23 protein-coding genes are annotated in these 24,194 nt (G+C 69.7%); 12 read left to right on the top strand and 11 right to left on the bottom strand.

Annotated features, from left to right (window positions below; genetic code table 11):
* Positions 1-348: 348 nt before the first annotated feature.
* Positions 349-2,073 carry a DEAD/DEAH box helicase gene (locus tag BGP79_RS05915; RefSeq protein ID WP_076693688.1) on the top strand — a complete coding sequence of 575 codons (1,725 nt, stop codon included), beginning with the start codon at positions 349-351 and terminating at the stop codon, positions 2,071-2,073.
* A gap of 25 nt (positions 2,074-2,098) precedes the next feature.
* Positions 2,099-2,986: a site-specific DNA-methyltransferase gene (locus BGP79_RS05910; RefSeq protein WP_369800166.1), complete on the top strand. Its 888-nt coding sequence runs from the start codon at positions 2,099-2,101 to the stop codon at positions 2,984-2,986.
* Positions 2,987-2,998: 12 nt separating this feature from the next.
* On the opposite strand, the gene BGP79_RS05905 is transcribed toward BGP79_RS05910, so the two are convergent.
* Entirely contained in the window at positions 2,999-3,850 is an 852-nt protein-coding gene (locus BGP79_RS05905) for a PHP domain-containing protein (RefSeq protein ID WP_076693687.1), read from the bottom strand.
* 80 nt (positions 3,851-3,930) lie between these two features.
* On the opposite strand from BGP79_RS05905, the gene BGP79_RS05900 reads away from it, so the two are divergent.
* Positions 3,931-5,517 carry an aminopeptidase P family protein gene (locus tag BGP79_RS05900; protein WP_076693686.1) on the top strand — a complete coding sequence of 529 codons (1,587 nt, stop codon included), beginning with the start codon at positions 3,931-3,933 and terminating at the stop codon, positions 5,515-5,517.
* 102 nt (positions 5,518-5,619) lie between these two features.
* Here BGP79_RS05900 and BGP79_RS05895 read toward each other — a convergent pair whose 3' ends face one another.
* Complete coding sequence (locus BGP79_RS05895) at positions 5,620-7,038, bottom strand: general stress protein (RefSeq protein ID WP_076693685.1); 1,419 nt, start codon at positions 7,036-7,038, stop codon at positions 5,620-5,622.
* Between the two features lie 131 nt (positions 7,039-7,169).
* Between BGP79_RS05895 and BGP79_RS05890 the strand changes: the two genes are divergently transcribed.
* Genes BGP79_RS05890 through BGP79_RS05880 form a run of 3 tightly spaced genes read left to right on the top strand, consistent with a single transcriptional unit; the run spans position 7,170 to position 10,157 of the window.
* Entirely contained in the window at positions 7,170-8,477 is a 1,308-nt protein-coding gene (locus tag BGP79_RS05890; RefSeq protein WP_076693684.1) for a magnesium transporter MgtE N-terminal domain-containing protein, read from the top strand.
* On the top strand, positions 8,470-9,021 hold the full coding sequence (locus BGP79_RS05885; RefSeq protein WP_076693683.1) for a DUF1003 domain-containing protein: 552 nt from the start codon (positions 8,470-8,472) through the stop codon (positions 9,019-9,021). Before BGP79_RS05890 ends, BGP79_RS05885 begins: the two co-directional genes overlap by 8 nt.
* A complete protein-coding gene (locus BGP79_RS05880; RefSeq protein ID WP_076693682.1) occupies positions 9,018-10,157 on the top strand; it encodes an Mrp/NBP35 family ATP-binding protein in 1,140 nt (379 codons plus the stop codon). The genes BGP79_RS05885 and BGP79_RS05880 overlap by 4 nt, the downstream gene beginning before the upstream one ends.
* 57 nt (positions 10,158-10,214) lie before the next feature.
* Here BGP79_RS05880 and BGP79_RS05875 read toward each other — a convergent pair whose 3' ends face one another.
* Genes BGP79_RS05875 through sigE form a run of 3 tightly spaced genes read right to left on the bottom strand, consistent with a single transcriptional unit; the run spans position 10,215 to position 11,914 of the window.
* A complete protein-coding gene (locus tag BGP79_RS05875) occupies positions 10,215-10,598 on the bottom strand; it encodes a Sec-independent protein translocase TatB (protein WP_076693681.1) in 384 nt (127 codons plus the stop codon).
* Between the two features lie 48 nt (positions 10,599-10,646).
* Positions 10,647-11,297, bottom strand: a complete 651-nt coding sequence (locus tag BGP79_RS05870) for a hypothetical protein (protein ID WP_076693680.1) — start codon at positions 11,295-11,297, stop codon at positions 10,647-10,649.
* Positions 11,297-11,914, bottom strand: a complete 618-nt coding sequence (sigE, locus tag BGP79_RS05865) for an RNA polymerase sigma factor SigE (RefSeq protein WP_076693893.1) — start codon at positions 11,912-11,914, stop codon at positions 11,297-11,299. Before sigE ends, BGP79_RS05870 begins: the two co-directional genes overlap by 1 nt.
* Positions 11,915-12,165: 251 nt before the next feature.
* On the opposite strand from sigE, the gene BGP79_RS05860 reads away from it, so the two are divergent.
* Positions 12,166-12,798 (top strand): O-methyltransferase, encoded by a 633-nt coding sequence (locus tag BGP79_RS05860; RefSeq protein ID WP_076693679.1) that lies wholly within the window; start codon positions 12,166-12,168, stop codon positions 12,796-12,798.
* 77 nt (positions 12,799-12,875) lie between these two features.
* On the opposite strand, the gene BGP79_RS05855 is transcribed toward BGP79_RS05860, so the two are convergent.
* From BGP79_RS05855 to BGP79_RS05835, 5 genes are all read right to left on the bottom strand, one after another.
* Positions 12,876-13,052, bottom strand: coding sequence for a DUF3117 domain-containing protein (locus tag BGP79_RS05855; RefSeq protein WP_076693678.1), 177 nt, complete (start codon positions 13,050-13,052; stop codon positions 12,876-12,878).
* A 172-nt stretch (positions 13,053-13,224) separates the two neighbouring features.
* On the bottom strand, positions 13,225-14,580 hold the full coding sequence (locus BGP79_RS05850) for a hypothetical protein (RefSeq protein WP_233121180.1): 1,356 nt from the start codon (positions 14,578-14,580) through the stop codon (positions 13,225-13,227).
* Positions 14,577-14,957 (bottom strand): DivIVA domain-containing protein, encoded by a 381-nt coding sequence (locus BGP79_RS05845; RefSeq protein ID WP_083701649.1) that lies wholly within the window; start codon positions 14,955-14,957, stop codon positions 14,577-14,579. The genes BGP79_RS05850 and BGP79_RS05845 overlap by 4 nt, the downstream gene beginning before the upstream one ends.
* Before the next feature lie 31 nt (positions 14,958-14,988).
* A complete protein-coding gene (locus tag BGP79_RS05840) occupies positions 14,989-15,537 on the bottom strand; it encodes a GNAT family N-acetyltransferase (RefSeq protein ID WP_083701603.1) in 549 nt (182 codons plus the stop codon).
* 33 nt (positions 15,538-15,570) lie between these two features.
* Entirely contained in the window at positions 15,571-16,377 is an 807-nt protein-coding gene (locus tag BGP79_RS05835) for a TIGR00730 family Rossman fold protein (RefSeq protein WP_233121177.1), read from the bottom strand.
* A 116-nt stretch (positions 16,378-16,493) separates the two neighbouring features.
* Between BGP79_RS05835 and BGP79_RS05830 the strand changes: the two genes are divergently transcribed.
* The 5 genes from BGP79_RS05830 to BGP79_RS05810 all read left to right on the top strand — a co-directional run bounded on the left by BGP79_RS05830 (position 16,494) and on the right by BGP79_RS05810 (position 20,565).
* The gene (locus BGP79_RS05830) at positions 16,494-17,279 is read left to right on the top strand and encodes an amino acid ABC transporter ATP-binding protein (RefSeq protein ID WP_076693676.1); all 786 of its coding nucleotides are present in this window, start codon (positions 16,494-16,496) and stop codon (positions 17,277-17,279) included.
* 129 nt (positions 17,280-17,408) lie between these two features.
* Positions 17,409-18,302: a glutamate ABC transporter substrate-binding protein gene (locus BGP79_RS05825; RefSeq protein WP_076693675.1), complete on the top strand. Its 894-nt coding sequence runs from the start codon at positions 17,409-17,411 to the stop codon at positions 18,300-18,302.
* Between the two features lie 97 nt (positions 18,303-18,399).
* Entirely contained in the window at positions 18,400-19,050 is a 651-nt protein-coding gene (locus tag BGP79_RS05820; RefSeq protein ID WP_076693674.1) for an amino acid ABC transporter permease, read from the top strand.
* Positions 19,047-19,913 (top strand): amino acid ABC transporter permease, encoded by an 867-nt coding sequence (locus BGP79_RS05815; protein ID WP_076693673.1) that lies wholly within the window; start codon positions 19,047-19,049, stop codon positions 19,911-19,913. Before BGP79_RS05820 ends, BGP79_RS05815 begins: the two co-directional genes overlap by 4 nt.
* A gap of 154 nt (positions 19,914-20,067) precedes the next feature.
* Positions 20,068-20,565, top strand: a complete 498-nt coding sequence (locus BGP79_RS05810) for a hypothetical protein (protein WP_076693672.1) — start codon at positions 20,068-20,070, stop codon at positions 20,563-20,565.
* 32 nt (positions 20,566-20,597) lie between these two features.
* On the opposite strand, the gene BGP79_RS16370 is transcribed toward BGP79_RS05810, so the two are convergent.
* The gene (locus tag BGP79_RS16370; RefSeq protein ID WP_143588316.1) at positions 20,598-24,194 is read right to left on the bottom strand and encodes a hypothetical protein; all 3,597 of its coding nucleotides are present in this window, start codon (positions 24,192-24,194) and stop codon (positions 20,598-20,600) included.

Below are 24,194 nucleotides of genomic sequence, written 5' to 3'. Positions count from 1 at the left end.
CGACGCGTGACCGGCGTCGCTTCGGGAATCGGCCCGACGCGCTAGAATGACGGGGTATTCACGGATGCCCGGTCGTCAGCACTCATACCGACCGGTGCCGCTGCCGCCGTCGACCCGATGATCGAGGTCATCGTCCGGCGCTGCGCGGTACCGCAGACAGACCGCCCGGAACCACGGCCCCGCACGGCGGCAACCCGCCGCCGACGGCCGTGAGGGCAACCGGCGAACCTCGTTCGCCGGCGTTTCCTCGCGATCGGCTTCCACCACGAGTGCGGACGCATGCCGCTGGGCCGAATCCGGCCCGGGACCGGCGAGTCGTCCGCGGACAGATCAAGGAACGCCACCCCAGTGACCGAGACCCACACGCACGACGTCCTGACGGACGACACCGGAACCGAGTCCCTCGCCCCGGAGGAGACCGTCGTCAGCACGGAGGAGGCGCGCGCCGCGCGCCCCGAGACCTTTGCGGACTTCGCCGTCCGCCCCGACATCGTCGAGTCGCTCGCCGACGCCGGGATCATCCACCCCTTCCCCATCCAGGCGATGACCCTGCCGGTCGCCCTCGGCGGCCACGACATCATCGGCCAGGCCAAGACCGGTACCGGCAAGACGCTCGGCTTCGGCATCCCCGTGCTGCAGCGCGTCGTCGGCCCGGAGGATCCGGGCTACGCCGACCTGCCCGCCCCGGGCGCCCCGCAGGCGCTCGTCGTCGTCCCGACGCGCGAGCTCGCCGTCCAGGTCGCCGGAGACCTGGCCACCGCCGCGAAGAAGCGCGACGCCCGCGTCACCGTGATCTACGGCGGCCGCGCCTACGAGCCCCAGATCGACGCCCTGCAGAAGGGCGTCGAGGTGGTCGTCGGTACCCCGGGCCGGCTGATCGACCTGCTGCGCCAGCGGCACCTCGTGCTCAAGAACGTCAAGATCGCCGTCCTCGACGAGGCCGACGAGATGCTGGACCTCGGCTTCCTGCCCGACGTCGAGCGCCTGATGGCCGAGCTGCCGGAGGTGCGCCAGACCCTGCTCTTCTCCGCGACCATGCCCGGTCCGGTCGTCGCCATGGCCCGCCGCTACATGAGCCGGCCGACCCACATCCGCGCCGCCGACCCCGACGAGGGCGTCACCAAGGCCGACATCCGCCAGGTCATCTACCGCGCCCACTCCCTGGACAAGGACGAGGTCGTCGCCCGCATCCTGCAGGCCGAGGGCCGGGGCCGGACCATCGTGTTCACGAAGACGAAGCGCTCGGCCGCCAAGCTGGCCGACGAGCTGGAACACCGCGGCTTCGCGGCCGGCGCCATCCACGGCGACCTCGGCCAGGGTGCCCGCGAGCAGGCGCTGCGCGCCTTCCGCAACGACAAGGTCGACGTGCTGGTGGCCACCGACGTCGCCGCCCGCGGCATCGACGTCACCGATGTCACCCACGTGATCAACCTGCAGTGCCCCGAGGACGAGAAGACCTACCTCCACCGCGTGGGCCGTACCGGCCGCGCCGGCAACAAGGGCACCGCCGTCACGTTCGTGGACTGGGAGGACATGCCGCGCTGGGGCCTCATCAACCGGGCCCTCGGCCTGGACGTGCCCGAGCCGGTCGAGACGTACTCCTCCTCGCCGCACCTCTACACCGACCTGGACATCCCCGCCGGCACCAAGGGCCGCCTGCCGCGAAGCAAGCGCACGCACGCGGGCCTGGACGCCGAGGAGCTCGAGGACCTGGGCGAGACCGGCAAGCGCAACGCCTCCTCCGACCGCTCCGGCGGCCGGAACCGTGCCGGGTCGGACCGCTCCGGGCGCGACGGTGGCCGCTCCGGGCGCGACGGCGGTCGCTCCCGCTCCGGCGGGCGCGGTGGCTCCGGGCGTGACGGCGAGCGCGGCTCGCGTTCGCCCGAGCGGGCCGAGCGCACCACCACCGAGCGCTCCACCACCGAGCGGGCCGAGCGCACGACCGAGCGTCCCGAGAGCGGCGAGCAGCCGTCCGGCGAGCGGACCCGGTCCCCGCGTCGGCGCAGCCGCACGCGTCGCCGCAACGGTGAGGTCGTGCAGGGCACTCCGTCGCCGGCACCCACCGCCGACTGAGGTGACGGACGGGTCGCCGGACGACGTGCCGGCGCCCGGCGCTCCGGACGGGTGCCTGCCGGCAGCCTGGCCTCCGGCCGGTGACCTGGTGGTGCACGCGGACAACGCCGCGTACCTGCCGACGCTGCCGGACGCCTCCTTCCGGATGATCTACATCGACCCGCCGTTCAACACGGGCCGGTTGCGAGCACACCAGACGCTGACGGTCACCCGCTCCCCCGAGGGATCGGGTGACCGTCGCGGTTTCCGCGGCGGCTCCTACGCCACCCTCAAGGGCGACCTCACCAGCTACGCCGACGCGTTCACGGACTACTGGGAGTTCCTCGAGCCGCGACTGCTGCAGGCCTGGCGGCTGCTGACCGACGACGGCACCTTCTACCTGCACCTGGACTACCGCGAGGTGCACTACGCGAAGGTGCTGCTCGACGCCCTGTTCGGCCGGGAGTGCTTCCTCAACGAGATCATCTGGGCGTACGACTTCGGCGGACGCAGCAAACGCCGCTGGCCGGCCAAGCACGACACGATCCTCGTGTACGTCAAGGACCCGGCGCGGTACTGGTTCGACGCCGCCGAGGTGGACCGGGAGCCCTACATGGCTCCGGGTCTGGTGACGCCGGAGAAGGTGGCGCGCGGCAAGCTGCCCACGGACGTGTGGTGGCACACCATCGTCTCGCCCACCGGGCGGGAGAAGACCGGCTACCCGACGCAGAAGCCGCTCGGGCTGCTGCGGAGGATGGTCGCCGCGTCCTCGGAGCCCGGGGACCGGGTGCTGGACTTCTTCGCCGGCTCGGGCACGCTCGGGGCCGCGGCGCGGGCGCTGGACCGCCGCTTCGTGTGCGTGGACGACAACCCGCAGGCGATTCTGACGATGCGCCGCCGGTTCGGCGAGACCGCCGCCTACCTCAGCGTCTGATGGACGATTCGCTCAGGGGCGCCGGACGGCCGTGCCCGATGTCGCCTGCTCCTCGATCGCAGCGAGCACGGCCGGGTCGGTCGTGTGCTCCCCCAGCCGGTTCGGCTTGCCGTCCCCGTGGTAGTCGCTCGACCCGGTGACGAGCAGCCCGCGCCGGTCCGCGTACGCGCGCAACCAGCGGCGGCTCGACGGCGGGTTGTCCCGGTGGTCGACCTCCAGCCCCGCCAGCCCGGCGTCGACCATGTCGTCGAAGACGTCCTCGGCCACCACCCGGCCCCGTTCGCTCGCGAGCGGGTGCGCGAACACCGGCACCCCACCGGCCCGGCGGACCAGCTCCACCACGTGCGCCGGATCCGGCGCGTGGTGCCCGACGTAGTACCCCGCCCGCGGGTGCAGCATCCGGTCGAACGCCTCGGAGCGGGTCTGCACGACGCCGGCGTCGACCAGCGCGTCGGCGATGTGCGGGCGGCCGACGGTGGAGCCGGGCGCCACGAAACGCTGCACCGCGGGCCAGTCGATCGGGTAGTCCTCGGCGAGCAGGTCCACCATCCGCTCCGCCCGGGTGAGCCGGGACGCCCGGCTCGCCTCGATCGTGGCGAGCAGCTCGGCGTCGTCCGGATCGTGCAGGTAGCTGAGCAGGTGCACGCTGATCCGCTGGACCGTCTGGCACGTGATCTCCATGCCGGGCACGAACGCCAACCCGTGGGCGACGGCGGTGTCCCCGGCCTCGGCCCAGCCGGCCGTGGTGTCGTGGTCGGTGAGGGCGAACGCCGTCAGCCCGGCCTCGGCGGCCTGCGCCGCGACCATCGCGGGCGACCCCGTCCCGTCCGAGTGGGACGAGTGGGTGTGCAGGTCGATGGTCATCGACCCATCTTGCCACCGGGCCCCACGGGCTCCGCACGAGCCCGGACCGGCCGGCCGTCCGGTGAGAGAATGGCAGCGTGATGGAATCCCAGCAGCCCGACCCGTCCGTGTCCGCCGACGCCCCCACCGCCGAGACCTCGAGTGAGGCCCAGCCCCTCGAGGACCGCGTGAACAACCGGTCCCAGCGGCCCGAGTCGGCCGCGTTCAAGGAGTTCATGGCCGGCCAGTGGGCCCCCGCGGACACCACCGTTCCCGACCGTGACGCCGTCGCCCCGTTCGCGGCGCAGCGTCGCCGGCGCATCTCCGACCAGTTCCGCGGCGAGCGGCTCGTGCTGCCCGCCGGCCCGCTGAAGGTCCGCTCGAACGACACCGACTACCGGTACCGCCCCCACTCCGCCTTCGCCCACCTGACGGGCCTGGGCGTCGATCACGAGCCCGACGCCGTCCTGGTGATGGAGCCGGTCGACGACGGTGCTGGCGACGACGGCGGCCACCACGAGGCGACCCTGTACTTCCGCCCGCTCGCCGGGCGCGACTCCGAGGACTTCTACGCCAACGCCCGCTACGGCGAGTTCTGGATCGGTCCCCGCCCCACCCTGGCCGACCTGAACGCCCGGTTGGACCTGCGCACCGCGGACCTCTCCGAGCTCGAGGTGGCGATCACCAAGGGCGTCGGGGTCACCGCGATCGGCGGCACCGGGGTGCGCCTGGTCCGCGAGGTCGACTTGAACGTCGACGCCCTCGTCGACACCGCCCGCATCAACACCGGCGTGGACCTGCCGGACGCGGACGAGCTCGACGGCGCCCTGACCGAGGCGCTCTCCGAACTGCGCCTGGTCAAGGACGAGCACGAGGTCGAGCGGCTGCGCGACGCCGTCGCCGCCACCGTGCGCGGCTTCGAGGACGTCGTGACCGCCCTGCCGCGCGCCGTCGCCCACCGCCGCGGTGAGCGCGTTGTCGAGGGCGCCTTCTTCGCCCGCGCCCGCCAGGACGGCAACGACCTGGGCTACGAGACGATCGCCGCCGGCGGCAGCAACGCGACCGTCCTGCACTGGATCCGCAACAACGGCACCATCCGCGAGGGCGAGCTGCTGCTGCTGGACGCCGGGGTCGAGGACGAGTCCCTCTACACGGCCGACGTGACCCGCACCCTCCCGGCGAACGGCACCTACACCGACGTGCAGCGGCGCGTGTACGAGGCGGTGCGCGAGGCCGCGGACGCCGCGTTCGCGGTCGCCCGCCCCGGCACCCGATTCCGCGACGTGCATGCGGCCGCGATGGAGGTGCTCGCCGCGAAGCTCGACGAGTGGGGCCTGCTGCCCGTCAGCGTCGAGGTCGCGCTCAGCCCGGAGGGACAGCACCACCGCCGCTGGATGCCGCACGGCACGAGCCACCACCTGGGCCTGGACGTGCACGACTGCGCGCAGGCCAAGCGGGAGCTCTACCTCGACGGGATCATCACGGAGGGCATGGTCTTCACCATCGAGCCGGGCCTCTACTTCAAGGCCGAGGATCTGGCCGTGCCCGAGGAGTACCGCGGCATCGGCGTCCGGATCGAGGACGATGTCCTGATCACCGCCGACGGCAACGAGAACCTCTCCGCCGCGCTGCCCCGCACCGCCGACGACGTCGAGGCCTGGATGGCGGGCATCCGCGACCGCGCCTGAGCGCCGGCAGACCAGAACACCGTGCCCCGGTCCGTCATCGACGGCCGGGGCACGGTGGTGTTGTCGGTAGAGGCGCTCAGTGGAGGCGCTCACAGGCGTCGGTCAGCGGTCGCGCTCCTCGGTCTCGCGCTGGAAACGCTCGCGGTCCAGCGGATCGCTGTTCACGGCCGGCTCCTCGGAGTCGCCTTCCGTGACGGCCCCGGTCTCGGGATCGACCGGGCGGGAGGACGTCTCCGCCGGCCGCGCGTCGTCGGCGGCGGCACCGGGACGGGGCGACGGCCGCTCCGCGAGTCGAGCGTCGTCGCCGTTGTCGCCCTGGGTGTTCTCGGAATGGCTCACACGATCCTCCTGGTGGTGGTCACGAACTCGGTCATCACGGTGGTCGACGGCGGCTGACGCCCCGACGGCCGACGCCCCGGCAGCGCGTCCCTGCTGCGCTGCCACGGGGGAACCCGCGTCACGGCCCTCGTCGACGCGCACGCCGTACTGCGGTCGGCCGTCCGGCAGGTCGGGGAACTGGCCCCGCGGGGTCGAGCGGTCCTCGCCCGCCGCACCGGAAGCGCGGCCGGCGTCCGGGCGCTGCCCGTCGAACGGCTCGTCGCCGCCTGCGGCCGGACGACCGCTCTGCGGCTGGTACGCCGGCCCGGTGTAGGGGCCGTTCTGCTGGGGACCCTGCTGCGAGCCCTGCTGTGGGTTCTGCTGGCCGGGCCGAGCGGGAGCACCGGGGCCACCCTGCGGCGGGCGGCCCATCGGCGGCTGCCCCGGCTGCGGCGGACCCCACGGGCCGGGTTGGGCGGGGCGGCCCTGCTGCGGCTGCTGACCGTACCCGCCGGCCTGCGGAGGCCGGCCCTGACCCCCCTGCGGTCCACCCTGCGGCGGCCCGTACTGGGGGGCGTTCCGCGGCCCACCCTGGGGCCCGTTCTGGGGACCACCCTGCGGGCCTCCGTACTGCTGACCACCCTGCTGCGGGTCCTGCGGCCCACGCTGCGGTCCGCCGTACTGCTGGCCGGGACGTTGCTCCTGCACCTGGCCCACCTGGAGGTTCTGCAGCTGGGTCCGGGCCTGGCCGGAGACCTCCCGGTCCACCACGACGTCGAACGAGGAGGCGATGACCTGGCTCGTCGAGGAGAAGTCCCGCTTGCCGCCCTGCATGGCGTAGCTGACGACGCCGATGATCATCCAGAACACGGCACCGATCAGCACCGACGGGATGATCGCTGCCAGGCCGCCGCCGCTGCCCCCGAAGAGGGAGAACAAGAATCCGATGAACAGGCCGAACATGGCGCCGCTGGCGGCACCGGAGAGCGCCACACGCGGGTAGCTGAGCTTGCCGGTGACCACCTCGACGCTCTTCAGATCGTTGCCGACGATGCTCACGTGCTGCACCGGGAAGTCGTGATCGGCCAGGTAGTCGACGGCTTTCTGGGCATCCAGGTAGGACCCGTAGCGCCCGACGGTCTCCCCGTCGGGCAGGGTCCGGCTCCGGAGGGAGGCGTTGGATCCACTGAACATGTTGGACATGCGGCCATTCTCTCCCGATCTCCTGACGGATCGCCATGACCCGGCTGCGAGCCGGCCCCACCCCGCGTCACAACCGGCCGGACGAAGCCCCCCGTCGGAGCGGGTGGGGCTCGCTCACGTACCCTGAAGCGGTGACGAATTCTCCTTCTCTGGTGTTTGTCGCGCGCCTGCTCGGCATGGACGTGTTCGAGCCGCTGGGCGAGCGACTCGGCCGCCTGCGCGACGTCGTCGTCGTGCACCGCAGCGCCAGCCGGCCCCCGCAGGTGGTCGGCATCATCGTCGAGGTGCTGGCGAAGAAACGGGTGTTCGTCGCCATGACCCGGGTGACGTCGATCGACAACGGCCAGATCCTCATCACCGGGCTGGTCAACTTCCGCCGCTTCCAGCAGCGCGGCGCGGAGATCCGCATCGCCGCGGAGCTGTTCGACCGCAAGGTCACCCTCACCGACGGCAGCGGCGTAGCCACCATCGAGGACATCAGCATCGAGCGGCAGCGCAACGGCGACTGGTACTGCTCCCAGATGTTCATCCGCCGCGGGCACAGCACCTCCCGGCTGCGCCCGCTGCGTCGCGGGGCGGCCCTGACGGTCGACTGGGCCGACGCCTGGTTCGAGGACCAGCGCGAACCCCAGGGCGCCGTCCAGTTCCTCGCCGCGCACGAGGACCTCAAGGACGCCGACCTGGCGGACATGATGCACGAGATGAACGACAAGCGGATGCTCGAGATCGCCGCCGAGCTGCAGGACGAGCGGCTCGCGGACGTGCTCCAGGAGCTGCCGGACGACGACCAGGTGCAGATCCTCTCCGCCCTGGAGACCGACCGTGCCGCCAACGTGCTCAACGAGATGGAGCCCGACGACGCCGCGGACCTGCTCTCCGAGCTGCCCGAGGACCAGAAGGAGGAGCTGCTCCAGCGGATGGAGCCCGAGGACGCCGAGGACGTGCGCCGCCTGCTCCAGTACGAGGAGGGCACCGCAGGGTCGCTGATGACCCCGATCCCGGTGATCCTCCCGCCCGAGGCCACCGTGGCCGAGGCCCTCGCCCACGTGCGCCGCGAGGACATCTCCCCCGCCCTGGCCTCCGCCGTCTTCGTCACCCGCCCGCCCCTGGAGACGCCCACCGGGCGCTTCCTCGGCGTCGTGCACATCCAGCAGCTGCTGCGCTACCCGCCGCCGGAGGCGCTGGGCAACCTGGTGGACAAGAACCTCGAGCCCGTCACGGACCACACCTCGATCGTCGAGGTGTCCCGGACGCTGGCCAGCTACAACCTCAACTCGCTGCCCGTGGTGAACGACGCCGGGCGCCTCGTCGGCGCCGTCACCGTGGACGACGTCCTCGACGCGCTGCTGCCGCAGGACTGGCGCAGCCACGACGACTCGCCCGCACCGTCACGCGTCCCCGCGGCCGGCTCGACCCGGATCGGAGGACGCCTTGGCTGAGAACTACCGCCCGAAGGGCTCGGGACTCGACACCCCGCAGGAGGCGAAGGCCCGGCTGCTGCCGCGCTTCACCCCGAACCCTGACGCGTTCGGTACCTGGACCGAGAACCTGGCCCGGTTCCTCGGCACCCCGGTGTTCCTGCTCTACATGACCGTGTTCGTCGCCCTGTGGCTGGGGTGGAACACCTTCGCGCCCGAGAACCTGCAGTTCGACCCGCGGAGCCTGAACTACACGCTGCTGACGCTGATCCTGTCCCTGCAGGCCTCCTACGCGGCTCCCCTGCTGCTGCTCGCGCAGAACCGGCAGGACGACCGGGATCGGGTGGCCCTGGAGCAGGACCGCCAGCAGGCGGCCCGGAACCTCTCGGACACCGAGTACCTGAACCGGGAACTCGCCTCGGTGCGGATCGCGCTGCGCGAGGTCGCCACCCGTGACTTCATCCGCTCGGAGCTGCGGTCGCTGCTCGAGGACCTGCAGGCCGAGGACGACGAGCACGGCAGTGAGCAGCGGCGGCCCCGCGAGAGGGCGGTCGGGCGGAAGTGAGCCCGTCCCGCGACGAGGTCCTGCGGGACGCGTGGACGGTGCTGGCGCGGGTGCAGGATCCCGAGCTGCGGCGCCCGATCACCGAGCTCGGCATGGTCGAGGACGTCGCCCTGGACGACGGCCGCCTGACGGTCCGCGTCCTGCTCACCATCGCCGGGTGTCCCCTGCGCTCGACCATCGAGGACGACGTTCAGGGCGCGGTCGGCGACCTGCCCGGCGTCGACGCTGTCGAGGTCGTGACCGGCGTGATGAGCCCGGACCAGCGGCAGCGGCTGAAGGACGACCTGCGTTCCGGCGGCCGGGCCAACCCGTTCGACGCCGCCTCCCTGACCCGGGTCTACGCGGTCGCGAGCGGCAAGGGCGGGGTCGGCAAGTCCTCCGTCACGGTCAACCTCGCGACCGCGCTGGCGGCGGACGGACTGCGGGTGGGCATCATCGACGCCGACGTGCACGGCTTCTCCGTACCCTCTCTGATGGGCATCGACCGCTCCCCCACGCGCGTCGACGAGATGATCCTGCCGCCCGTCGCCCACGACGTGAAGGTCATCTCCATCGGCATGTTCGTCGACGGCAACCAGGCCGTCGCCTGGCGCGGGCCGATGCTGCACCGGGCCCTGGAGCAGTTCCTCACCGACGTGTACTTCGGCGACCTGGACGTGCTGCTGCTGGACCTGCCGCCCGGCACCGGCGACATGGCGATCTCGGTGGCGCAGCTGCTGCCGACCGCCCAGCTGCTGCTGGTGACGACACCGCAGTCCGCGGCCGCGGACGTCGCCGAACGCGCGGGCCTGCTCGCCCGGCAGACCGGGCAGACGGTGGCCGGGGTGATCGAGAACATGGGGCCCATGACGCTGCCCGACGGCACCGTGCTGGATCTCTTCGGCACCGGCGGTGGTGCCACACTCGCCGAGCGGCTCAGCGCGGCGCCGGCGGACGGAACCGGTAGCGATGGGGTTCCGCTGCTGGGCAGCGTCCCGCTGGACCCGTCGCTGCGGCGGGCCGGCGACGCGGGCACGCCCGTGGTGCTGACGGAGCCGGGATCACCGGCGGCGGCGGAGCTGCGGCGGATCGCGGACGACCTGCGGGGCCGGGGACGGCACCTGCCCGGCCGGCCGCTGCCGCTCTCGGTGCGGTGATCCTGCCGATCCGGTGACAGTGCCGGTCCAGTCGGTGCGTCGACCCGACCGAGAACCTCAGGTGGCGTCGATGTCCCAGGGGGCGCGCTGACCGGGCGCCAGGCCGGGCCGGGTGGCGATGGTCGGGACGGACGCCTGCACCGCCGGGGCCGGGGTGGGACGGGGAACTCCGTTGGTGGCCGTCGTCTCGTCGTCGAACAGGGCCTCGCGGACGATCCGTCGCGGGTCGTACTGCCGGGGGTCGAGCTTGCGCCAGTCGACGTCCTCGAAGTCGTCGCCGAGTTCGTCCTTGAGCTGCTGCCGGGCGCCCGTGGCGACGCGCTTGATCTCGCGCGTCAGGCGGGCCAGCTGGGAGGCGTACTCGGGGATCCGCTCGGGCCCGAGCAGGAGGATGGCGAGGATCGCGAGCACGATGAACTCGGAGCCATTGATACCCAGCACGGCTCACACCCTATCGGGTCGCGGTGACGCTCCGGGGCGCCCGGGACGTCACGGTTGCCCGGCCATGCGGCTGAGGACACGGGCCACGCGGTCCAGGACCCCGTCCCCGGCGGCAGGCGCGGAGCGGTCGACCTGCGCCTTGTCCGCCGCGGCGATCACGGACGCCACCTTCATGGCGTCGGCGGTCGAGGTGTCCGAGCGCAGGGAGTAGACGGCGTCCGCGACCCGGAAGACGACGTCGGACGTTGCCGGCGTCCCGGACCGCGCCACCCAGAGCTCGGTGCCGTTGCGGCTCACCTGCCGGAAGGCGGCGGTGGACACGGTCCGCCCGGTGGCGCCGTCGACCATCGTCGACGCGGTGCTGCCCGGGTGCTGTTCGACCAGGGTCACGGTGTGCGCGGTGCTGCGGAGGTCGGCGACGACGGCGGGGGCCCCACCGCGTTCGGTGAGTTCGGCCGACTCGATCCAGTAGCCCACGGTGTTCAGGTCCGGGCAGGTCCAGCCCGCGGCGCGCAGATGGTCGACGTCGTCGCTGGTCAGGCGGCGGCTACCGCCGTCGGCCAGGCTCGCGTCCATCCCGGCGACGGGTCCACCGGTCACCGCTCCCGAGGATCGCTGGCCGCCGAGGTACCAGGCGGCGCCGACCACGACGACGCCGGCCAGCAACCCGAGCAGGACGAGGGTGCGCAGGAATCTCATCAGGCCGGGCCGACCCCCGCGATCCGCGACAGGCCCAGGGCCGGCCGCGCGGACGGTCGGTGACCGGGATCCCGGTGCGCCAGTGCGACCCGCAGCTTCGCGCGGCCGCGGTGGATGCGGGAGCGCACGGTGCCGAGCTTGAGTCCGAGGGCGTCGGCGACCTCGTCGTACGAATAGCCCTCGAGGTCGCTGAGCACGACGGCCGCGCGGAACGAGGGGCTCAGCTGGTTCAACGCCGCCTGCACGTCCCGGTCCAGGTGGCTGAACTCGAAGCTGCGCTCCGGGCCCGGCTCCGAGGACGGGAGCCGTTCCGCCCCGTCGTCCCCCAGGGCCTCGAACCGGACGCGGGAGCGCCGGCGTGCGGAGTCGAGGAAGAGATTGGTGGTGATGCGGTGCATCCAGCCGCTCAGGGAGCCGGGCTGGAAGGTGTCCAGGGAGCGGTAGACCCGCAGGAACGTCTCCTGCACGAGGTCCTCGGCGTCCTGCCGGTTGCCGGAGAGCCGGTAGGCGAGGCGGTACACCCGGGGGCGGTGCTCACGCACCAGCTCGTCGAACGCGGGCACAGCCTCGATCGGTGCAGCAATCGCCCCGGGGACCTCGGAGGGGCGCGCCGACATCGTCGTCATGATCGATCCGCCCTTCCGTCCTGCCCGTCGTCCGTGCCGCGCCCGGTCGCGCTCGGCACTCGTCCGGGGCCGTCGAGAGCCCCGACCGTGCCCACCATGGTGCCGGATCAGGCTGGATGTTGACTGGGCATCGACCCGGTGTTCGCGTGCGCTGCGCCGCCGTCCACGTGGGAGCCGATGCCCTAAGCTGAAGCGGACCCGCGCGCCCGCGCGGCGATGCCGGTCGTCCAGAGAGTGAGCGCATGAGTGCGGAGAAGTCGGCCAGCTGGTCCTACGCGGAGCAGCTGCCCACCGAGGACGAGGTGCTGCTGCGGGCCCGCGAACGGTCCCACGAGCTGGGGGTGCCGGCGGTCTCGACCGGCGTCGCCGCGGCGCTGACCGTCCTCGCCGCCACGTCGAAGGCGCAGACCGTCGTCGAGGTGGGCACCGGGGCCGGCGTCTCCGGGGTCGCCCTGCTCGCCGGTCTGCCGTCCACCGCGGTGCTGACCACGATCGACGTGGACGTCGACCACCTCAAGGCCGCGCGCGAGTCCTTCGCCGACGCCGGCGTCGCTTCCAACCGCACCCGCACCATCTCCGGCCGGGCCTCCCAGGTACTGCCCCGGCTCACCGACGGCGCCTACGATCTCGTGTTCATCGACGCGGACAAGCCGTCCGCGCCCACCTACGTCGACCAGGCGACCCGGCTGCTCAAGCCCGCGGGCCTGCTCATCGTCAACAACGCCTTCAACCACGACAAGGTGGCCAACCCCGCGGCGCGGGACGAGATCACGACGGTGATGCGCCGCATCGAGCGCACCCTCCGGGAGGACGAGCGGCTGCAGACGGCGCTGCTGCCCACCGGGGACGGACTGCTGCTCGCGGTCCGCCGCTGACGAACCCCGCCTGTTCCGGGCCGAACGCAGAGAACGCCCGGCGGAATCCGCCGGGCGTTCTCTGACGATGACAGGGGTCAGCGCACCTGTTCGGTGACGCCGACCAGGCATTCCTTCAGCTCCGAGGCCTCGTCGGCGTTCAGCTCCACCACGAGCCGGCCGCCGCCTTCCAGCGGAACCCGCATGATCAAGCTGCGGCCTTCCTTGGTAACCTCCATCGGACCGTCACCGGTTCTCGGTTTCATGGCCGCCATGCGGGTACTGTCCCTTCCCTCGAATGAGCCGGCGCGGATGCCGGCGGGGCGGTCAACGTCCCGCGGGCGTGTGCGCCGTCACGGGTTGACCGGATCCATTATTCCAGTATCGACGCCGTGGTCCGAATCACGTTCCTGAGCGCCGGCCGCCGCAGGCCCGCGCAGGGGCTCGTCAGGGCGGGTAGTCACCGCCGCCCGGCAGGGTGGCGAACCGCCACAGCCAGGCCACCCAGACGATCTGCAGGGCGAGGAACCCGACCCCCAGGGTGATCCGGTAGGCGCGGGAACGGGAGGCGAGGACGGCCGCGAGCGCCAGGGGGAACAGCGGCAGCAGCAACCGGAACGTGCTGGTCTGCGGGTGCAGCACCGCGGCGAGGTACGCGACGTACGCCAGGCACCAGCCCTGCAGGTCGGTGCCCAGCCGCCGGACCGGTCGGCTCAGCAGGGCCAGCACGACCACGACGCCGATCAGGATCACCGCGACGGGCCCGAAGACCGGCCCGAACAGCCACTGCCCGGTGTCGAACCACGGCGCGAAGAGCACCAGGCCGCCGCCGCCACGCCACACGGTCTCGGTGTCGGTGTAGGCCGCCGCCTCGCCCGTCACCAGCCACGCGATCACGGGCCAGGCCCAGCCGGCGGCGATGGCCACGGCCAGCAGCACGATCCCCCGCACCCGCTCGGCCCAGGGGAAGCCCGCCTCCCGCCACCGCAGCAGCAGGTGCACGGCGACCAGCAGGGCGAAGGGCAGCCCCGCGGGGCGCGTCAGGCCCATGGCGAGCACGACGGGCGCGGCCGCGAGATAGCGGTGCCGGGCCAGCAGATAGAGGGCCGCGGCGAGCAGCATCAGGTGCAGCGACTCCGCGTACGGGATCTGCAGCACCGCCGAGACGGGGAACAGACAGACCAGTGTGACGGCCGCGAGGCTGTCGCCGTGCCCGGCCACGAGCCGGAACAGCCGGTACATGATCAGGACGGCCCCGAGACCGGCGAGCACCGCGACGGCGGGGGCGAGCGTCTCCCAGCCCAGGCCCGTGACGGAGCTGAGCCCGCGGACGAGGAACGGGAACAGCGCGTAGAACGCCCAGGGGTTCTCCTGGGCGGTGCCGTCCGCGTTGCGCGGGATGGCGGACGGGTACCCCGCGTCGAAGATCCGCTGGTACCAGGCGCTGTCCCAGAAGCCGATGAACTGCCCGTACGTCGGCTGCGCCGGCGCCCACGGGTTCTCCCCCTGCTGGCGGGCGACGGCGAGGAAGACGGCGGCGGTCACCAGCCGGGACAGGGCGTAGACGACGCCGACCTGCAGCCACGAGGGCCAGCGGCGAAGCACCGCCGTCGCCCGGCCGGTGACACGGGCCGCGAGCTGCGCCGCTCGGCCGGGACGGACGTCCGGCTCGGCGGTCCCGGCCTGCGTCTGCGGCGCCGGCGGCCAGGCGCGGGGCGGGACCGTCGGCCGGGTCGTCGGGTCGTCGGCGTCGGTCGGGGTGCTGCCGGCGGCGCCGGGACGGTCGCGTTCGGAGGTGCTCACGCCCGGCCGCGGTCCCGTCCGTTCGCGGACAGCGCGCGTTCGAGGTCGGCGATCCGCTGGTCGCGGACCACGAGGGCGTCGCGGAGCACGTCGAGCACCTCGTCGACCTGTTCCATCCGGTACCCGCGCAGACCGAGGGCGAACCGCACCCCGTCGACCTGCTCCGCCAGCCGCTCCCCCGGCACCGTGGTGTCCAGGAGCACCGGCGGCGCCGTGGCCACCGGGGTCGCGAGCGTCTCCCCGTCCGGGTCGTCCAGTCCGAGCAGCGTCGCCCCGCGCCGCGCGGCCGCACCGGGGACCCGTCCGACGGCGACGAGCGCGACGGCGCCGAGCGCCAGCAGGGCGAGGACGACGAGGAGCAGGCTCACCCTGCCCATGGTGCCAGACCGGGCTGTGCCCGGGGCGACGTCACGCGTCGGCGGGCCGGCTGTCGGGTCGGTCATCGGGTCCGTCGGCGTCGCCCGGTCGACCGAACCGCACGAAGGACCGCAGGGGGCCGGGAGTCACGTCGTGCACCTCGGTGAAGCCGCCGGCCTCGTAGAACGCGCGCTGGCCCTCTTCCGCGTCGGTGGTCAGCACGACCTGGCGGACGTGACGGCTGCGGTCGAGCACCCCGTCGAGCAGGGCACGGCCGACGCCGGCGCGCTGGTGGTCCGCGTCCACCAGCAGATCCTGGACGTACACGATCGTGTGCCCGTCCGAGACCGTGCGGACCAGTCCGATCAGCGCACCGGTACCGGGCTCCCGCGCCGTCAGCACGCAGGCCGACCCGGCCACCGCGGCCACGAGCCGGTCCAGGTCACGGGTGTAGGCGGTCCAGCCGACCGAGCTGTAGAGCCGGGCCAGCTCGTCCCGCGCGGGCCGCTCCTCGGCGAGAACGGCACTCGTGGCGCGGGTGGCGCTCGTGGCGCTCGTGACTCGAGGTTCCGCAGGCCTGCGCTGCCGTTGCGGTTCCATGCCCGCCATGATGCCAGCCGGTGCGCCGCGGCGTCAGGCGCTGACGGTACCGCCGTCCGCGTGGGGGTCGGTGTCGCGCAGGACGGCGGCCACCGCGTCGTCGGGGTCGTCGACGAGGCTGACCAGGTCCAGGTCCTCCTCCGCGATCATGCCCTCGGCGACCAGCGTGGTCCGGACCCACTCCCACAGCGGGCCCCAGAACGCGGTGCCGACGAGCACGACCGGGAAGCGGGTCACCTTGCGAGTCTGCACCAGCGTGAGCGCCTCGAACAGTTCGTCGAGGGTGCCGAAGCCACCGGGCAGCACCACGAAGCCGCGCGCGTACTTGACGAACATCGTCTTGCGGGCGAAGAAGTACCGGAAGTTCACGCCCAGGTCGACCCAGGCGTTCAGGCCCTGCTCGAACGGCAGCTCGATGCCGAGGCCCACCGACCGGCCACCGGCCTCGCACGCGCCCTTGTTGGCGGCCTCCATGGTGCCGGGGCCGCCTCCCGTGATGACGGCGAAGCCGCTGCGGGCGAGCCGGGACGCGATCTGCTCGGCGAGCTGGTACTCCCGGCTCTCCGGCCGTACCCGGGCCGAGCCGAACATGCTGATCGCCGGGCCGAGGCCTGCGAGCGCCCCGAACCCCTCCACGAACTCCCCCTGGATCCGCAGCACGCGCCACGGATCCTGGTGGGTGAAGTCGTCGTCGTCCCCGCTCTGCAGCAGGTGCTCGTCCGCGGTGCCGTGCGGCTCCGGCTCGGTGCGCAGGACCAGCGGTCCCCGGCGGTGCGGGCGCGGGCGCCGCTCGTCGTCGGCGCGCCCGTCGGCGCCGGTGGGCTCCATCTCAGCACTCATCCGTTCAGGCTAACCACCGCGACGGCCCCCGGCCACGAGCACGAATTCACGCGAGCGTAACCGCGGGGAAGCGTCGCTGCGTCTCAGGTCACACATGTTCCGCTACATTCTTTACCATGGCATCTCACCCCGGGCCCGACACCTCCGACCCGGACGCGCGCACGTCGACGCCGCTCGTCTCCGTCGCCGGCGTCGACAAGTACTTCGGCGACTTCCAGGCCCTCAAGCACATCGACCTGGACATTCCCGCCGGTCAGGTGGTCATCCTGATCGGCCCCTCCGGTTCCGGCAAGTCGACCCTATGCCGCACCATCAACCGCCTCGAGACCATCCAGTCCGGGACGATCAAGATCGACGGCAAGCCACTGCCGGCCGAGGGCAAGGACCTCGCCGCGCTGCGCGCCGACGTCGGCATGGTGTTCCAGTCGTTCAACCTCTTCGCCCACAAGACGATCCTCGAGAACATCACCCTCGGTCCCATCAAGGTCAAGGGCGTGAAGAAGGCCGAGGCCGAGGCGGAGGCACGCCGGCTGCTGGAGCGGGTGGGCGTCGGCGCCCAGGCGGACAAGCTGCCCGCTCAGCTCTCCGGTGGCCAGCAGCAGCGCGTCGCGATCGCGCGGGCCCTGGCGATGCAGCCCAAGGTCATGCTCTTCGACGAGCCGACCTCGGCCCTGGACCCCGAGATGGTCAAGGAGGTGCTCGACGTCATGGTCGAGCTCGCCAAGGCCGGCATGACGATGATCGTGGTCACCCACGAGATGGGCTTCGCCCGCACCGCCGGGGATCGCGTGGTGTTCATGTCCGACGGCGAGATCGTCGAGGACACCGATCCCGAGACCTTCTTCACCAACCCCACGAGCACCCGCGCCCAGGACTTCCTGTCCAAGATCCTCTCCCACTGAGAGACCCCGAGGACCGGGCTTCCCGGGACCTCGCCGCAGCACCCTCGTCATCACCGTTCACCATCCCGGGCACCCATGGGGCCACGCCCGGCAGGCAGCCGCACCGGCCGCCATGAGGAAAGGAAAACCATGCGAATCAAGGCAACCCTGCTGGCCACGATGGCCGCGTCGGCACTGGCGCTGAGCGCCTGCGGTGGCGGCGGCTCCGGCCCCGGCGCCTCCGGCGGGGACTCCGCGTCCCCCGCCGTCTCCTACCCGGTCGCCTCGAACGTCGCGCTCACGGGCAGCCCGACCTACGACAAGATCAAGTCCGCCGGCAAGGTCGTCATCGGCGTCAAGGAGGACCAGCCGCAGCTCGGTTTCAAGGACGCCATCACCGGTGAGCGCTCCGGCTTCGACGTCGAGATCGCGCGCTGGACCGCCTCCACCCTCGGCATCTCGCCCGACAAGATCGAGTTCAAGGCCATCCCGTCGGCCCAGCGCGAGAGCGCCCTGTCCAACGGGGACGTCAACCTGTACGTCGGCACCTACTCGATCACCGACAAGCGCAAGAAGCAGGTCGACTTCGCGGGCCCGTACTTCGTCACCGGGCAGGGCCTGCTGGTGAAGAAGGACAGCAGCATCACCGGCATCGACGGCATGAACGGCAAGACCGCCTGCTCGGTGACCGGATCGACGCCGATCCAGAACATCAAGGACAAGTACAAGCAGGTCAAGACCACCGAGTTCAGCACCTACTCGGAGTGCGTCGACGCGCTGAAGAACGGCCAGGCCGACGCGGTGACCACCGACGAGGCGATCCTGCTGGGCTACGCGGCCCAGGACCCGGACAACCTCAAGACCGTGGGTAAGCCGTTCTCCACCGAGAAGTACGGCGTGGGCCTGCCCAAGGGCGACAAGGCCCTGCGGACGTTCGTCAACAAGATGTTCACGGACGGCAAGAGCACCTGGACGAAGATCTACGACGCGACCCTCGGCAAGTCCGGGACCAAGGTCGAGCAGCCCGCCGTCGAGAACTACTGAGCCGACGCCGCTCCCGCCGAGTCTCGCTCCCGGTGAGCGCTCGGCCGACGGTTGATCGACGCCGTTCCCGTCGTTCCGCTGAAAGGGCGACCGCCTCGTGAACACCCTGCTGGACAACCTCGACCTCTTCGTCGAGGGATTCAAGAACACCCTGATCCTCTTCTTCTTCGCGGCGATCTTCTCGCTGCTGCTCGGGCTGGTCATCGCCGGGTTCCGGGTCTCCCCCGTCACCCCGCTGCGCGCCCTCGGCACCCTCTACGTCAACACCGTGCGGAACACCCCGCTCACGCTGGTGCTGTTCTTCTTCGCCTTCGGTTACCCGCGGCTCGGCCTCCCCGGAGCGCAGAGCTACCTCGTGCTCGCCGTCATCGGCCTCTCGCTCTACACCGCGACCTACATGGCGGAGGCCATCCGCGCGGGCATCAACACCGTCCCGGTCGGCCAGGCCGAGGCGGCCCGCGCCATCGGCATGCCGTTCGGGATGACGATGACGCAGGTGATCATGCCGCAGGCCGTGCGCGCCGTCGTGCCGCCCATGATGAACGTGTTCATCGCCCTGCTGAAGAACACGACGGTGGCCGCCGGCTTCTCCGTCGCCGAGGCCGGCGCCATCCGCGCCAGCCTCTCGGAGCGCGGCGAGCCCGCCATGGCCTCCATGCTGTGGATCATCGCCGGCTTCGTCGTCCTCGTGCTCATCCTCGCCGCGATCCAGCGCTGGTTCGAGAAGAAGTGGAGCCTGGCCCGATGACCTCCGTCCTCTACGACGTGCCCGGGCCGCGCGCCCGCCGCCGCAACATCATCCTCGGCGTCGTCGGCCTGCTGGTCGCCCTCGCCGTCATCGGCTTCATCGTCTACCGGTTCGCCGACTCCGGGCAGTTCTCCGAGCGGCTGTGGCGGACCTTCGCCTACCCGCAGGTGCAGTCCGCGTTCCTCTCGGCGACGCTGAACACGCTGCAGGCCTTCGCCGCGGCGTCGGTGCTGAGCATCGTCCTCGGGCTCGTCCTCGCCGTCGGCCGGCTCTCGGACCGCCGGTGGATCAGCCGTCCGGTCGGCTGGATCACCGAGCTGTTCCGCGCCGTGCCCGTGCTGCTGCTGATGGGCGTCGTGTACTACGGCCTGCCCAGCATCGGCGTCCAGGGTGTCACCCCGTACCTCGCGGTGGTGGCCGGCCTGACCGTCTACAACGGGTCCGTCCTCGCCGAGGTGTTCCGGGCCGGCATGCAGGCCATCCCCCGCGGCCAGGTGGAGGCCGGGTACGCGATCGGGCTGCGCAAGAGCCAGGTCACCTCGATCATCCTGCTGCCGCAGGCGGTGCGGCTGATGCTGCCGGTGATCGTCTCGCAGCTCGTGGTGGTCATGAAGGACACCGCGCTCGGCTTCATCGTGACCTACAACGAGATCCTGTACTACGCGAAGTACCTGGGCAGCCAGGGCCAGCTCGGCTCGCCGATCATCCCCGCCGCCATCGTCGCCGCCGTGCTGTACATCGGCATGTGCCTGATCCTCTCCGGGGTGGCCAAGCTGCTCGAGTCGCGGCTGAACAGCTCCGGGCGGACGTCCGGCGCGCGTGCCCCGGTCCGCACCCCTGCGGGTGACGGCGCCGCGGTATGACGGCGTGGTCTGACACCGTCGTGGTCTGACACCGGCGTGGTCTGACACCGTCGTGGTCCGACACCGGGGCCCGGTCGCGCGATGCGACCGGGCCCCTGGTGCGTCCAGCGCCGGCACTCTTGACTCTGTAATCATGTAAGCGTGTAATCGTCGCATGGACGAGATTCAGGGATGGGTCCTCGGGCGCCTGCCCGAGGAGTGGCACGAGGGGGAGCCGGAGGTCACGGCGGACCGCGAGGAGATCGTGGTCGTCGTCCCGCTGTCCGCGCCGCCCGCATCCGGGGACGAGCCGGTGAAGCGGTCGGCGGAGGCCGGGCGCATCGAACGGTTCCGGGAGGACACCCGCACGCAGCGGATGCGGATCGCCGACGACGCCGAGCGGCGGTTCGGGCGCAAGGTCGCCTGGGGCGCCGTCTGCGGCGAGACGAGGACGGTGTTCACCAACCTCTCGATCCCCGTCATGACGCGCCTGCGGCAGCCCGAGCGCCGGGTGCTCGACACGCTCGTCGAGGCCGGGGTGGCGCGTTCCCGCTCGGACGCGCTCGCCTGGGCGGTGCGCCTGGTCGGCCAGCACGAGGCCGAGTGGATCGAGCAGCTGCGCGACGCGCTCTCCGCGGTCCGCGAGGCCCGCAGCGCCGGCCCGGCCGCCTGACCGGCGGAACGGCCGCGACGATCAGGTCAAACCTAAGCCCGCCTCTGGCTCAGAAGGATGGAATTGCGTACCAGCTCCTTGACTTGCGGGTCCGATTGAGCAAACAGATCGACCAAGAGCTGCGAGGCAAGTTGGATGCCATGAACCTCGGCAAGGGCGTCAAGCATCGACGCAATTGCTGGACCGACAGGGTCATCTAGATCAGGCCGATCAGACAGCGCCTGACGGATTCCAAAGATCACCCACGGCGCAGTATCGCTGGTGAACCAACTTCGGGGCGCCAATTGAAAGATCAGAATTCGGAGATTTTCTGACGCCGCCTTCGCACTTCCGGAAGCACTAACCAGTCCAGTCGCTGCGGCGCCGATCCAATCCCGCAACCAATCGGGTCGATCGCTCGGCAGTTGGTCGAGGATCTCGAACAACAACGATAGCGCTTCGTATGGGTTCTGCCATGTGGATACTTGCGCGAGTGACGCCGCACCTCCTCGTGGGGCGAAGCCGTCTTCGCTACAAGCCAGGATGATCGACCTAGCGTCAGATCCTAAATCAACGTAATAGTGTTTGATGAGGATCGCTTCCGCAGCCTCTCGGATTTCTTGAGAGACAATCGAACGTCGCTCCAGGTCGCGCAATAAGTCAATCGTTCCGATAACCACGCATCCGAGAGACTCTGCAAGCGAACGATAGGCGATGTCGTCACACCAGAACAAAAAGTTCGATGAAAGCGCGACGTCAAGCGTAGATAGCCAAGGGTCACTGCCCAAGTCCTCGGGAAGTGACTTGGGGCCCGTCCAGGTTAATCGCCTACAGCTCTCTAAACTCTCAACCAATTTGGTAGCGTGAGCTTTCACGGAATCGAACTGAGACTGCGGAAGCGCCTCGACAACTGGACGATTTTGTACAACATCCCAAGAAACGCTGAGCCCTGATGCGACACTAGAGGCACTCTGGCCATTCTTCGCATCCCTATACGCCGCGTCCGTGGTGGTTACTGACGAGAACTGTCCGCGGAGTGAAACAACCAAGTCAACGCCTAGCAGAGCTAGCGTAGCGGCCGCTGAAGGATCGAGCACGACCTCCTGACCTGCGTAGTCGGGTATCGTCCACGTAGGATCAATGTGACTCGGGTGCGCCCGGACCAACCCGCCTGCCCTTTGAACTAACAATTGTGCATACGGCTTGCCAACTGGACCCGCCGCGGCACCAACCGGAACTCTTCCCTTCGAAATCGCTTTGCGAATACGCTGAGCTCGGGCGGTCGAGGACCGAATTTCATCCGCAAGTGCATCTAATGGTGACTCGATGTCCGCAGAAATTGACCGTAGCAATCTACTGTTTGGAAATTGTTGATTAAATTCTTCAAGCGATTTGTACAATTCATCGAGTTCATCTTCAGTCGGTTCTGACGAAGCTCCGTCGCCGCCAATCAGTAGTGAAGTGAAGAACGCCGCGGCAAGATGCTCGTCGTTCGGCCAACGCTTAAGGACTCCAAGCGCGCGCTTGATCAAATTAGGAGAGCGATCGAACTTCGTCATTAGTACAATCCAAGCGCCAGCATCGCTCGCCGTCCTAGGGTCGATAGGTAAGCCCGTATGCGTTAACGTTGACCACGCTCCAGATTCGTCGCCGGCTCGCATCTCACTGATAATTAGAGCCCATCGAGCATCTCGATTCTCGGGCGCTAGAGAGACTAGAGTCCGCGCCTGACGTGAAGATTCGTCAAATCTTTCCTCCGCTTCATACGCATCCAATAAGACTGCACGCGTGTCGAACTCACCGGTCCATCCAGACCCACTCAGATTCAAGGCTCCCTCGGCCGCGCGCACAGCGGCGGCGGAATCATCCGCTCGTAGCAAGAGTCGTGCCGCGATACTCATCAGCAGTGGATCGCTCCAACGATTCGCACCCGCGATGAGCGCGTCGGCGGCCTGGTGCAACTCTCCAAGGGTCTCCAATCGCTCAGCCAGCATGAAAGTAAGCGATCTTGATTCGCTCGCCTTGGCCCGAAGGAGTGTGAGGTCACCCGCAGTATCTACATTTGCTTCGCTAAGCATTTGAAGGTCACGGACGGCAATTGCAAACTCTGGCGAGACGGTCGGAAACGTCGGTAACTCCGCGCCCGACAGCACCAGAAGATACCCGACACTTATCCTTTGAGCTTCACTAGGCGCCAGCTTGAAAGCTTCGTTCAGATTTTTCTGCTGGTTCTTCTTATGGCCGTCTACTGCCGCACGCACCGACTGTAGTATCGCTAGCTCAAATCCGTCAGGATGTCCGTCGATGATCTCTTGGGCGGCCGGTAGGTCACCGCGCCTCGCAGCCTCTATCAGCGCCTCAACCCGAAGGCCTCTATCCGCTACTTCATTCGGGGTCGCTTCACCTACCGGTGCTCCCCTAACAATACTCCACGCGCGATCGTGATTACTCGCGAAAAGAGCTGCCTGCATGGCCACCACGGCCGCCTCCGCGCTGCGACCGTTCCAAACCCGGTACATATCACGCGCCTTTAACGCGATGGTCATGGCCTGAAGTGCGTCAACTACTGGAAGCGCGCTAGAGCCATACTGCGCGCGGGAAAGTAGCAGCTTTGAGGCGTACAGTGGGATGTCAGCGGAACTGCCTCGGTATGCTTGAAGAATACCGATGGCCGCATTCAAATCGCCGCCCCCTACCTTAATATACGCAAGTACAGCAACTCCCAATGCGACGTCGTCGTTAGCTACGGGCCTCCAAGATTCGAAATGGAGTTCGGCCGCAGTGTAGTCGCCACCTAGTGCCGCTTCGAGGGCGAGGCCCAGCGGGTGATTATTGCCGCCCATCCTTAGGTACTCTAGACGAGCAGATCCGGTCATTGCCAGTGACGCCCGCGCCAACCAATAGTCCCTGGGCGCAGCGCCCCGATCTAACGCCTGTTTGAAATAGTAATGAAAAGAATCGGTTTCTGAATAGTCGAGGCTCAATAGCGCTAGAGCCAACCACGGTGCCGATCCGGTAGCATTCAGGCCAGTTGGTGTGTGGATAGACCATTGGCGAATCAAGCCGGTTCGGTCATCACTACTGACAAGATCTCGAAGTAAGCCAGCGAACGGTGTCCAACCGGATACGGCCGCTTCAATAAGTTGCCGTCGAAGCGGGTTGACGCGCATCAGATCATTTTCCAGCTCGCTAGGAGCGCCGATGGCCGCCACGATCTCGGCATTTCCGGTTTCGATTGATTGCTTGAGCGTTGTAAGTTTCTCGTTTGTGACGCTTGTTGCCATCGCGGTTGCTCGTGAAGGACTTGCTCCGATTATCAGTTGGTGGACAACGTCGTTCATGATCGCATCGAGGACACCGTCGTCTCGCAATTCGCTCGGAAGCAGGAAAGCCAGTCGCTTCTTGGCCATGATTGCATCGCGAGGAGCGCCCGTTCGGATCATTTCGGCGAATTCTGTGCCGCTAATCCACCGATAGACTCCACGAGTGGTAAGGGGCCATCCCCGTTTGCGTGAGCGCTTGGTGACAACCAAACTCGTCCACCATCGCGCCCAAGGTTGACGAAGGTGGGACTGTATGGCCGCACCCGCTGAGCCGGTGACGGCCTTGAGCACGATGGTTCCGATCGCGAGTTCGTTCGCGGGCGCCAT

Source organism: Tersicoccus sp. Bi-70 (assembly GCF_001968825.1).
Lineage (GTDB): Bacteria > Actinomycetota > Actinomycetes > Actinomycetales > Micrococcaceae > Tersicoccus.
This window is presented reverse-complemented; position numbering and strand designations above follow the sequence as displayed.

Coding starts and splice junctions, on each gene's coding strand:
- BGP79_RS05905 (WP_076693687.1), bottom strand. CDS start 3,850: ATGACCATCGACCTGCACACCCACTCGTCCCACTCGGACGGGACGGGG.
- BGP79_RS05900 (WP_076693686.1), top strand. CDS start 3,931: ATGGAATCCCAGCAGCCCGACCCGTCCGTGTCCGCCGACGCCCCCACC.
- BGP79_RS05895 (WP_076693685.1), bottom strand. CDS start 7,038: ATGTCCAACATGTTCAGTGGATCCAACGCCTCCCTCCGGAGCCGGACC.
- BGP79_RS05870 (WP_076693680.1), bottom strand. CDS start 11,297: ATGAGATTCCTGCGCACCCTCGTCCTGCTCGGGTTGCTGGCCGGCGTC.
- sigE (WP_076693893.1), bottom strand. CDS start 11,914: ATGTCGGCGCGCCCCTCCGAGGTCCCCGGGGCGATTGCTGCACCGATC.
- BGP79_RS05860 (WP_076693679.1), top strand. CDS start 12,166: ATGAGTGCGGAGAAGTCGGCCAGCTGGTCCTACGCGGAGCAGCTGCCC.
- BGP79_RS05855 (WP_076693678.1), bottom strand. CDS start 13,052: ATGGCGGCCATGAAACCGAGAACCGGTGACGGTCCGATGGAGGTTACC.
- BGP79_RS05845 (WP_083701649.1), bottom strand. CDS start 14,957: ATGGGCAGGGTGAGCCTGCTCCTCGTCGTCCTCGCCCTGCTGGCGCTC.
- BGP79_RS05840 (WP_083701603.1), bottom strand. CDS start 15,537: ATGGAACCGCAACGGCAGCGCAGGCCTGCGGAACCTCGAGTCACGAGC.
- BGP79_RS05835 (WP_233121177.1), bottom strand. CDS start 16,377: ATGAGTGCTGAGATGGAGCCCACCGGCGCCGACGGGCGCGCCGACGAC.
- BGP79_RS05830 (WP_076693676.1), top strand. CDS start 16,494: ATGGCATCTCACCCCGGGCCCGACACCTCCGACCCGGACGCGCGCACG.
- BGP79_RS05825 (WP_076693675.1), top strand. CDS start 17,409: ATGCGAATCAAGGCAACCCTGCTGGCCACGATGGCCGCGTCGGCACTG.
- BGP79_RS05815 (WP_076693673.1), top strand. CDS start 19,047: ATGACCTCCGTCCTCTACGACGTGCCCGGGCCGCGCGCCCGCCGCCGC.
- BGP79_RS05810 (WP_076693672.1), top strand. CDS start 20,068: ATGGACGAGATTCAGGGATGGGTCCTCGGGCGCCTGCCCGAGGAGTGG.
- BGP79_RS16370 (WP_143588316.1), bottom strand. CDS start 24,194: ATGGCGCCCGCGAACGAACTCGCGATCGGAACCATCGTGCTCAAGGCC.